The sequence below is a fragment of the Marinobacter sp. genome (assembly GCF_048259445.1).
Taxonomy (GTDB): domain Bacteria; phylum Pseudomonadota; class Gammaproteobacteria; order Pseudomonadales; family Oleiphilaceae; genus Marinobacter.
Genome location: NZ_JBLXHQ010000005.1, coordinates 189,680 through 200,046 on the forward strand (window position 1 = coordinate 189,680; position 10,367 = coordinate 200,046).

Annotated in this window: 8 protein-coding genes and 2 tRNA genes; 3 read left to right on the forward strand and 7 right to left on the reverse strand. The window is 50.7% G+C overall.

Going from position 1 to position 10,367, the window contains the following annotated elements:
* Window positions 1–94 precede the first annotated feature (94 nt).
* Window positions 95–2,479 carry a DNA/RNA helicase domain-containing protein gene (locus tag ACN0RL_RS06035; protein WP_417514716.1) on the reverse strand — a complete coding sequence of 795 codons (2,385 nt, stop codon included), beginning with the start codon at window positions 2,477–2,479 and terminating at the stop codon, window positions 95–97.
* A gap of 9 nt (window positions 2,480–2,488) precedes the next feature.
* Window positions 2,489–2,980, reverse strand: coding sequence for a nucleotide pyrophosphohydrolase (locus ACN0RL_RS06040; protein ID WP_417514718.1), 492 nt, complete (start codon window positions 2,978–2,980; stop codon window positions 2,489–2,491).
* Between the two features lie 263 nt (window positions 2,981–3,243).
* On the opposite strand from ACN0RL_RS06040, the gene ACN0RL_RS06045 reads away from it, so the two are divergent.
* Both ACN0RL_RS06045 and ACN0RL_RS06050 read left to right on the forward strand, forming a co-directional pair.
* The gene (locus ACN0RL_RS06045; protein WP_417514720.1) at window positions 3,244–4,404 is read left to right on the forward strand and encodes a PcfJ domain-containing protein; all 1,161 of its coding nucleotides are present in this window, start codon (window positions 3,244–3,246) and stop codon (window positions 4,402–4,404) included.
* A 189-nt stretch (window positions 4,405–4,593) separates the two neighbouring features.
* Window positions 4,594–5,928 carry a peptidoglycan DD-metalloendopeptidase family protein gene (locus tag ACN0RL_RS06050; protein ID WP_417514722.1) on the forward strand — a complete coding sequence of 445 codons (1,335 nt, stop codon included), beginning with the start codon at window positions 4,594–4,596 and terminating at the stop codon, window positions 5,926–5,928.
* 23 nt (window positions 5,929–5,951) lie between these two features.
* Here ACN0RL_RS06050 and ACN0RL_RS06055 read toward each other — a convergent pair whose 3' ends face one another.
* Entirely contained in the window at window positions 5,952–6,749 is a 798-nt protein-coding gene (locus ACN0RL_RS06055) for an alpha/beta hydrolase (RefSeq protein WP_417514724.1), read from the reverse strand.
* Between the two features lie 31 nt (window positions 6,750–6,780).
* Complete coding sequence (locus ACN0RL_RS06060) at window positions 6,781–8,286, reverse strand: flavin-containing monooxygenase (RefSeq protein ID WP_417514726.1); 1,506 nt, start codon at window positions 8,284–8,286, stop codon at window positions 6,781–6,783.
* Between the two features lie 184 nt (window positions 8,287–8,470).
* Here ACN0RL_RS06060 and ACN0RL_RS06065 point away from each other — a divergent pair, with 184 nt between their 5' ends.
* Entirely contained in the window at window positions 8,471–9,484 is a 1,014-nt protein-coding gene (locus ACN0RL_RS06065) for an AraC family transcriptional regulator (protein ID WP_417514728.1), read from the forward strand.
* A 66-nt stretch (window positions 9,485–9,550) separates the two neighbouring features.
* Here ACN0RL_RS06065 and ACN0RL_RS06070 read toward each other — a convergent pair whose 3' ends face one another.
* From ACN0RL_RS06070 to ACN0RL_RS06080, 3 genes are all read right to left on the reverse strand, one after another.
* The gene (locus ACN0RL_RS06070) at window positions 9,551–9,979 is read right to left on the reverse strand and encodes a tetratricopeptide repeat protein (RefSeq protein ID WP_417514730.1); all 429 of its coding nucleotides are present in this window, start codon (window positions 9,977–9,979) and stop codon (window positions 9,551–9,553) included.
* A gap of 175 nt (window positions 9,980–10,154) precedes the next feature.
* Window positions 10,155–10,228: transfer RNA gene (locus ACN0RL_RS06075), tRNA-Cys, on the reverse strand.
* Between the two features lie 62 nt (window positions 10,229–10,290).
* Window positions 10,291–10,366 (reverse strand) — tRNA-Gly (locus ACN0RL_RS06080).
* Between the last annotated feature and the right edge of the window lies 1 nt (window position 10,367).

Here is a 10,367-nt window from a genome sequence, read left to right on the forward strand (position 1 = left end):
AGGCTACCAGGCGGGCAAGTCGTCGCCAACAAACTCCTCGGATCTACTTCTGAACTTCATTTCAGTGAGCAGGACTGTTTTCTATTAACTAGCCTCAGGCCAAAACCGCGACAAACTCTCCAACGACTCTCAAGTCGTGAAGATCATCGTCTTCAAAAACGATATCCCGATAACCATGAGCGCTAGTGACGGGCATCAAGATGACTTTTTCGTTAACGAGTTCATCGCCAGACATCGTTTTTTCACTGCGATACAGTTTGACGGTAAGGCAACTGCCGCTGTCAGGATCCTCAATAGCCCGATGCTGCACCAAAACTATTTTGCCGTTTCGCGTTCCTCCTGGATTGGCACTAAAGAGGCACCATGCGCCGTTAGGAATCCGTTTGTTCATGGACTCACCAACAACCTGAGCGACAAACTGGCCCGGTCTGGTGGCAAAATGTTCGGGCAATTTTACCCACTCAAAATCTTCATCGGGAAACTGGAGTTCACTGAATTCGCCGGCTGCTGCCTGCAAGTCATACACCGGTACAAAACCGTCATACGGAAGCGCTGATTCATAATCAACGACCTCATAGGGAAGCGGCAGGTCCGTAACCTTATCCATGTGTTCTATCAGCTGATTTTCCGCAAAGCTACGAAAGTGTTCTCTGGTTTCTGCATCTGCAGAGTAGACGTAACACCCTTTCATTCCCCGTGTCATCAACGTCCGATAGGTGTTCTTGATGATCATGTCAGCAATTGCGAGGGCGCTATCCCGATCCTCTTTCAGCCTCTTTTTGTAGCCACGCACAGAACGATCAGATTTTGAGCGAGCGCCGGCGTTTGTGACAGCAATTCCATCTCGGATTACAAAATCATCTCCGATAATCACGCCTACATGATCAAGCTCTAAACCCTGGCATGTATGGATACAGCCAATCTCGCTGACCGAATCCTCAACAATTAGCCATTTTGAGCCGTGCTTGTCGAGATTCCACCTTGCTTTGAAATCATATTCAGGGAACTCGATGTCAAACCTTGCTGGATCCTTCTTGCTGTTCCAGTCCCAGCAATAACCGGCCACTAACCGCGCTTTATTGGCCCGGCGATTTTTCTTTTCAATAAAATTCCGGAGCTCATTCGGGTCGTCAAAGACCCTAAAATCGTAATCGACGCCATCCAACGTGGTGTTGGCGGTTTCCCTGATCTGCAGAACATGATCAACCCACGCCAGATAGCCGTCTGAGCCGTTGCACCTGAATTGTGAGCTTAACTCCAAGACAGTGACGTCTGAACCCATTTGCTTGGCAAAATGCCGGATCTCTTCCACCGTGCCAATATCCGAAAGAGTGACACGCTGGTCTTCATCAATAAAAAAGACCGAGGTCCGGGCGCTATTTATCAGTTCTTTTATCTGGTTCTCACCAAGATTTCCGTAGAGCCCAGACTTTTCGTTCAGCCGGTGAGCCTCATCAACGACCAGCAAATCAAAAAAGTTGGTCTCAGTCTCTGTGTAACCTCCTGAACCTCTGAACAGGTTATCTATGCGGGTTTTGCGCATTGTACCTGTCAGGCGAGCCTTGAAGACTTCCCGGGGTGCCGCATTCTTGCTGACAAACTGAGTCAGCATCTCTCTATTCGTTGCTTCAACGATAAGGTTAATTGCAACAACCGACTTCCCTGTGCCGGGTCCACCCTTCACAATAAAGGTCTGTTTTGGGTTTCTGCGCCCTTTTTCGGCAAGATCCAGCGCAGTCTCGTAAACTAGTTTCTGCTCATCGAGCAAAATGAATTCCCTGTTGCCGCGGAGCATCGAAGCAAGGCAGTCAGCAAGTCCTTTCGACGGTTTAATTACACCATGTTCGATCCGGTACAGGATGTTATCGCTGTCGCCATACCGGATATTGCGCCTGAGAAAATCCGACAGCTTTTTCGCATCGCTCGAAATATAAACTGGCGCTCTTTCGGTGTGCTCAGCATAGCGGGCGTCGTTAATAGCCTCGCAACTATCCATATTATGCAGATAGGCGCAGGGTTGAAGGCTAATGCGCTCCTCTCGGACCGTTTCGTTGTAGTCCTCAATCAGCGCTGAATACGACCATGCTTGGTAGGAAGGATGGTTAACTTCACGGATAGACCCGTTCAGAAACGTGCGGACAATTGCGTCTTTATCGGTAACCTCTGCTTCGGACCACTGCTTCAGTTCGACGATGATTGCAGTGTCATTACGCAAAGCATCTTTGCCAGTCAGGATAAAATCAACTCGGCGACTGGTGAGTGGAATCGTATACTCAATTGCAACACCAGCTGACGGCGGTATACCTTGATCCAGTAAAGCGTTAAACATGTACTGGAGCGAATTCTTCCATGACTCAATTTCGGATTTCGGGGTTCTTCGCTTGAGCTTTCTCCAGACCTCTTCCTCGATAACCTTCTCGATCTGATTGAACTTCACATGTTCAACAAATTCCGCCTTGGAAGCCGAATAGACGATCACGAATAGCCCCTACAACTCGTCATATTTATTGGACCTGCCTTTCGCTTTGGCAACAGGATATTTGAGGGCATTTGCCTCTATTTTGCGGGCGGATTCTTCAGCAATATCGACACCCAAAGAATCCGCTAGGAGAACAAGATACAGCTGTATGTCTGCAATTTCGTCTTTCACTGCTGCCAAACGTTTTTCACTGAGGTTTTTCGAGTCGTCTTCGCTAAGCCATTGGAATTGCTCCGACAACTCACCAGCCTCACCACAGAGGGCCATGGTCAAGTTTTTCGGAGAGTGGAACTGGCGCCAATCGCGTTCTTCAGCAAATTGCTTCAATTTCAGGCGCAACTCTTTCAGCGAATCCATTTTGGCTAAACTCCCCATTCTCGTGAAATACATTTGCTTCCGATCTATTTGCAGATTAACCAAACTCGAGTGCACCGGTCCACATAATCCATACTGAATATACCAGCTATCCGGATATCGCTCCCAGAGCTCTTTGTTATCCACGCAGCTCGTCCAGAACTAACAAATCCAAAGGTCAGGGACTCATTCAATGTAGTGTCATCTACGAAAGCGAAAATAATCACGTCTAGCACGCCGCCACTCAGGTAACCGCTCAGATGGCTATATGTGAGTTCTGCCCACCTGTTGGGTACGAGTATTATGCGATGAGAAAGCGACGCCATCTATCGCAATAAACTTATATGCTCTCAATCATTGAACACATGGTGAGGAAACCTAATTTCGCGCCACAGAACCTGGGAGAACTCATGACTGAGTCGGCACTAAAAAATTCAGCTCCTTCAGAAAACCAGGTCGTGTTCGATCTGAGCACCATCCTTAACTACCCCATTCAGTTGGTTGTACAAAGCTGGCACTCTGCCAAGCCACTGCGCTGGTTCAGCAGGAATGATGATGGCATCGTGGCTGAGGGTCGCTTTCTGGAAGCTCCGGGCCTGCCGTTGTTCACACTCGAAGATGGCACGGGAAGGCGGGTTTCAGACGGCATACCCGAAAACATACTTGCCGTAACCCGCTTAATGCCGGCGATGGACTTCGAACTTGCACAGGCCTGTTCAGCGTCGGAAGCTGCTCGCGAGCTGGCAGACAGCTCTCCGCTGTTGTTCATTCTTCTGGTGAACCATGCATGCAGCCAGCCGGTCACTCCTGATGAGTTTAAGCAATTGTTAGCGGTAAACCGCACGACGATTCTTGAGAAGGTAGGCCTGCCAGCCAGCAAATCCCTGGTTCGCTTAGTAAACCGGATGGAACTCTCCCCACTGCTCCCGTGGGAGCTTGAGGGTGTCTTCCGATCATTGGCACAGCCTGAATTTCTTGCTGTGCTCAGGCATCACCCGAACCTTCATCTGAACCACCTGCGTTTTTTGCTCCGCCAAGGACAACCGCTATGGCCGGGCATGCTGTACCTGGTCGATAAACACTCGTCAGCCCTGGACATCACTTGGCTGTGCCGAATGATTCGCGACACGCTGACTATGGCAGCCGGCAACTTGCAAAGGCTGAAGCGAGTAAGTTCGAGGCAGGAACTGCAAGAGCTTCATGATAAGTTGGTTGAACGTTTTAACAGTATGGGTTCTGAAGCCAAGCGTGCCGCCCATGCCGCCGCGCTTAAGCAGGAGCACGGAGATTATCCGGCACCGCCCATACCTGCCATCGACGGCATCGAGCCTCTGGTTTCATGGTTAGAATTGCTGAACGAGGGTTCGTCCATGCACCACTGCGTGGGGAGTTACGATACATTTGTAGCGCTTGGTGAGGTGTTTGTTTACCGCATGATGAAGCCCGAGCGGCTGACCATTTCATTGGAACACCGGAATAACACATGGGTTATTGGCGAAGTACGGGGGATTCGAAATGCCAACCCCTCACCAGAAGCACTGGATATTGTTCGGCGATGGGTTGAGTTCTAATGGCTATCAACGATTTTACTGTAGTGACTGGTAACAGCTACTCTCTTCGACTGCTCCAGACTGGCAACCTATCCACGCGCACCACGTCGCCCAATGCACCTGTTTATAATTAGAAAGGATCACTGAAATCGGGTAACCTTATTCTGCTGCATCAATGCGGCTGCACACATGTCAAGAGACGCGTCACCAATGATTCATTCCAGATCGTTTACGCCAATCCATATGGCTTTATTAGCTGTGGCATTTTCGCTGATTCTGGTGGCCAGTTTCTGGTCGGCACAGAGTGAATCATCCACAAATATCCAGTCGCCGAATTCCGAAGCTGCGGAGCACCTGGCAGATCTCGTCCAACAGCCAGACACCCAAGCCACAACTCAGCCGTTGCAAGCAGCCGCCCCGAGCCCGGCGCACGCAGCCTATGTTGTCCATCATAAGGTCCAGCCCGGAGATAGCCTCAGCAGCATCTTCAGCGAAGCCGGCGCCTCACAAGTCGATTTGCATCGCATTATGGAGGCCGATGTGGAATATCTGGCGCTGGAAACTCTCAGGCCGGGAACAGAGCTCGAGCTGGTGTTTAATAAACAGGGCGAATTTCAGCAACTGGCGCTGGATCTGGATCCCGCCCGTTCACTTGCCTACACCAGAGTGGACAACGACACGTTCGAATACCAGGAAACCGTTAAAGACACACACTGGGTTTCAGAAGTCTTGAAGGGTTCCATTCGCGGCAGTTTTTACCAGTCTGCCCTGAACGCAGGGCTCTCCAAAACAGAGATCGCGTCGGTTCAACAGCTTCTCGAACACCAGATCAACTTCAGGCGGGAATTGAGGGCTGGGGATACCTTTGCGGTTATCGTTGGCCATGAAAGGACGGCCTCGGAAAGCACCGGAAAAACCCGCATAGAAGCGGTGTCGCTTGAAAGGCGTAACCGGACTCACACGGCGTTCCTGTTCGACGACGGCAACTATTACGACCAGAGCGGCAAAAGCGTGTTGCCCGCGTTCAGACGCCTGCCAACGGCCAATTCCTTTCGGGTGAGCTCTCACTTCAACCCGAACCGGCTTCATCCCATTACCGGCCGCAGGTCGCCCCACAACGGTGTTGATCTGGCCACGCCAATCGGCACGCCAATCATGAGCACCGGCGACGGTGTTGTAGAGCGAGTGGGCAATCACCCCTATGCCGGCAAATATGTCGACATCAATCACGGCAATGCCTACAAAACCCGCTACCTGCACCTGGATAAAATCTTTGTGCGAAAGGGGCAACAGGTTCAGCGCGGTGAAAAAATCGCACATTCCGGTAATACCGGCCGCAGCACCGGCGCTCACCTGCACTTCGAACTGCACATGAACCGCAGACCGGTAAACCCGTTGAAAGCCGATATTCCTACCGCTTCAGATGTCCCTAAAACGGCACTGAAGCAGTTCGAAAAAGTTGCCGAATACAAACTAGCGGTGATGAGTGATGCCGCCAGCCGATCGAACCTGATTCTGGCGGGCCTGGACACCCAATTCGATTGACCTCGGCTTTCCGGCCAGAAATGCTACTTCTCCATTGAATCCAGCCATTTGAATATCCCGGAACGAACCTCCGGGAAGTAGGCCCCTCCTACCGTCCAATGGCAGCAATTCTCTATTTCCACTAACGAAGCTTGCTCGCTGAAACGTTGCGCGATGCTGCGCTGGATTTTGATGGGAGTAATTCGGTCTGCAGTTCCACCCACAATCAGAACCGGGCACACAATGCTCTGGGTATTCACGTGAGCGGCAGAACGGCTCCCAAGCAACGACCCTACGCTGATCTGAAATGTGGCCATGCCAGATTCATAAGTACAGCTTTCGTAGATGTCCTTCTGTACAGCGGGGGGCTGGGCATTGGCGATGCCGTACTCCACATTGGCCAGTGCGACTTCCGTGACACTGGTCCACAAAGGGAACCTTAGAAGGTTGCGGCCCAGCGTGCGGATAGCCGACCAGCTCAGGCCGTTTATGCCTGCCGGGGGGGCGGACGATAGAAGAATCAGCCGTTCACAGGGTACCTGGGCGGCCACCAGTTGGGCCAGGAGAGCGCCCATTGAATGGCCCACCAGAATTGGTGGGGAGTCCAGGCGTTTCACATGCTCTACAATAAACGCCACGTAATCCTGCACGCGCGTTCTGGCCAGCTTCGCCCGGCTGGCCGCGGTATGTTCGCTTTTCGGGTAATGGTATGGGAGACACAAGGACTCCGCGGTATGACCTTGAGCAACAAAGGCCTCTTTTACTTCACTCAGAGTGTCCTGAGTGCTCCACATACCGTGAATCAGTAATACCGCCGGCTTCTCATTGCACCCCTTGTCCATAAACCTTCTCTTTTATTGTTGTAGTTTGGCTTCAGGCCGTGGTGGCTTGTTGAAGTAGGTCTGACCCCTGGGCTGAAACAGAGGGCGCAGTTTCAAACTGCAAAATCCCGTCATCCACAGGGTCTTTAACGAGCATTTTTTTATCCTTGCCGTAATGCATGGTTATCCTCCAGGGATCGGCCTTACCCTGCCGGGGCATTTTATCTATTGCCCGCACGATATAACCAGGCGCAAATCCATCCAGCACACTTGCATCGGTCGCGTTACTTCCGGTGTCTATTGCTTTGGCGACTGACATTCCGGCTTGGTCCATATGGTCGAACAACCGGCACAAATAGCGCCCGCCAATGTCGCACTTGAGTGTCCAGGGCGCGTTGGTATACCCGAAAATCCAACCGTAATTAGGCACGTCCTGAATAAGAATGCCTTTGTAGGCCATTTTCTTCGGCAGGTTCACTTCCTCATTGTCGATACTGAGCGTTGAGCCGCCCATCAGCTGAACCTCCAACCCTGTCGCAGCAACAACGATATCTGCTTCGATATGCTGGCCAGATTTCAGCACAATGCCGGTTTCATCAAAGTGATCGATATGGTCAGTTACAATCTCCGCCTTCCCTGAGCGCAAGCTTTTAAAAAAGTCTCCATCTGGCGCCGCACACAAGCGCTGATCCCAGGGCATGTATTCAGGTGTAAGGTGGCGTTTATCGACGTTCGGGGCATGTTTGTACATATGTGATAAAAGCTTCTTGCGCATGGCGTCAGGCCAGCGCTGGCAAGCCAGATAAAGAGCGCGCTGGAACAGAATGTTGCGCCGGCGGGCCAGTTTGAATACCCAGGCTTTTGGCAATACTTTGTTCAACACCATCGATATTTTATCGGTGTTCGGCAGAGACATAATGTAGCTGGGTGAACGTTGCAGCATGGTGACTTTTGCAGCTTTAGCAGCCATGGCCGGCACCAATGTTATTGCGGTAGCGCCACTGCCGATAACCACCACTTTTTTACCACGATAATCGAAACTTTCAGGCAAACCCTGAGGGTGAACGATATCTCCGTTAAAGGCTTCTTCGTTTGGAAAACCTGGGCGGTAACCCTGATCGAAGTTGTAGTATCCGGCACAGTTCACCAGGAAGTTGCAGGTAAATACTCTCTCCTCCCCCGACGCTTCCAGCACAGACGAGACGGTCCATTTTTGATCTTTGGTCGACCAATCAGAGTTCTTCAGTTTTAAGCCAAACTTGATCTTCTCGTACAAACCGAACTCTTCTGCAGTTTCGCGCACGTACTCACGAATATCGCCGCCCTGGGCCAATACATTGTCGGAATACCAGGGTTTGAAGTTAAATCCGAAACTCGCCATGTCGGAGTCAGACCGTATACCGGGATAACGGAAGAGGTCCCAGGTGCCACCCACATTGTCCCTACGTTCCAGAATCGCCAGCGACTTTCCAGGGTGTTTCCGGGCGATGTGGCATGCCGTACCGATGCCGGAGAGCCCGGCACCGATAATGATGATGTCGTAGTGTGTGATCGTCATCCGAGTGTCCTTCTTGTTATTAGTCAACCGATGTTAAATCTGATTTTCGCAAACGTCGCCTTGACAATATTGACAAAACGAGACATTTTTTTGACAAATCGAGACACTGCACTCTTCAGAGCACTACCTCGATAACACTGCACCAGCAAGCTGAGACGCAGCAAAGAAGCAACCGGAGACCTGAATGGCCAATCTGATTAGAGCGACAAACCTGAGGGGCTTCGAGAAGCTTATTAAACAAAGAGGTGGAGACCCCCTTCCCTTGCTGGAAAAATACGATATTCCCCCAGCTGAACATAGAGACGACAGCAGCTTCCTGCCTTTTCGAAACCTGGCGGCTCTTCTTGATGACACGGCTAAAACGCTGGACTACCCCGAGCTCGGCTTGAAGCTGGCTGAGTCCCAGGGGCTGGACATTCTGGGGCCAATCAGCGTTATCGCCCGCAATTCAGACACCGTAGGTGAGGCCATTAATAATATTAGCCGCTACCTGCATCTACACAGCCCCGCCCTGAGCATCAGCGCTACTCACAGCAGCTCATCAGATGAGGAAAGTATAAAATTTGAATTTAAAATTGATCACGAAAATACCGGGGAGTATCACCAGCAAAGCTATGAACTAAGCCTGTCGAACTCGATGCAAGTGATGAAACTATTGTGCGGCAATCGCTTCAAGCCTTGTAGCGTGCACTTTCTTCACGCCCAGGCCGCTGAAACGTCTATTTATCAGAAGGTATTCGGTTGCGAAGTTCTCTTTAATCAGAGTTGGTGTGGCATGCGGTGGCCAGTTCAAACATTTCACCATCCTCTATCCCGTGCAGACCACCAGACCTATGGACTGGCAGAACAGTATCTTTCGTCCCAAAGACCGCCGGTTGCACTGAGCCTCTCTGAAGATGTTACCCGACTCATCGTTACCCTGCTGCCCACAGGCCAATGCAGAAGTGACGTTGTTGCCGCCCATTTTCACATGGACAAACGCACGCTGCAGCGTCGTTTAGCCAAAGAAGAAACGTCCTTTGGAAAGCTGCTTAATGCAGAAAAACTGAAACTGGCAAACAGGTATTTGATAGAGCCCAACATGAAACTTAGCCAAATTGCCGGGTTACTAGGCTATTCAGAGCAATCAGCTTTTAACCGGGCGTGCCGTGGCTGGTTTGGGGTGTCGCCGCTTCAATATCGTAAACAGGCGAGATGAAAGGGGAAATAATGAAGGCGCGGGTCGGAATCGAACCGGCGTACGCGGAGTTGCAGAGCGAGCTTTCTAGTTTTGTGTCTTTGTCTGCGCTTCCCAATATTGTGCTTGTCCGAGATCTTTTTGTACGCCTCTTCCTAATCGATAGGCAGTTGCTGTCTGCTCCATGCCCATCCGGTCACCTGATTCCGCTAACTTGAGGTACAACTTGAAAGCATTAGTATCGCTTTGTTTCACTCCTTTGCCTTCCAAATACATGTTGGCAACGTTTAGCATTCCCTGACGATTACCATCCTCGGCTAGAGCGGTGTAGCGCTCAAATGCCAAATCATATTGGCCCATCTTGTATACGGCATAGGCCTCCAGCACCCTGATTAAATCCCGGGCAATGCGATTTTGGTCGTCTACTGCCTGTGTCTGTGCCTGCACTGAGTATGGCGTCAGAATGATCAAACTGAATAACACAATGACCTTAAGAACGTAATTTTTATTATGCACAATAATGCCCTCTTAAGATGTTGTGGTTATTTTAGACTTAACCTAACAGGGCTTATTCAGACAATGAACTGTACTTAAGTACCATTAGTGGTTTTGGGTGTAATTTGGATATTTTCTGGGTGATAAAATCAACCAGATTCAGGATAGGTAGACCATTGATGTTAAACGGTAAAAATGGAGGCGCGGGTCGGAATCGAACCGGCGTACGCGGAGTTGCAGTCCGCTGCATGACCACTCTGCCACCGCGCCTAAAAGATCGAAGGAATCGAACTTTGTGCTCTCAGGTTGGCATTGAGAGACTTGGAAGAAATTGGAGCGGGAAACGAGATTCGAACTCGCGACCTCAACCTTGGCAAGGTTGCGCTCTACCAACTGAGCTATTCCCGCT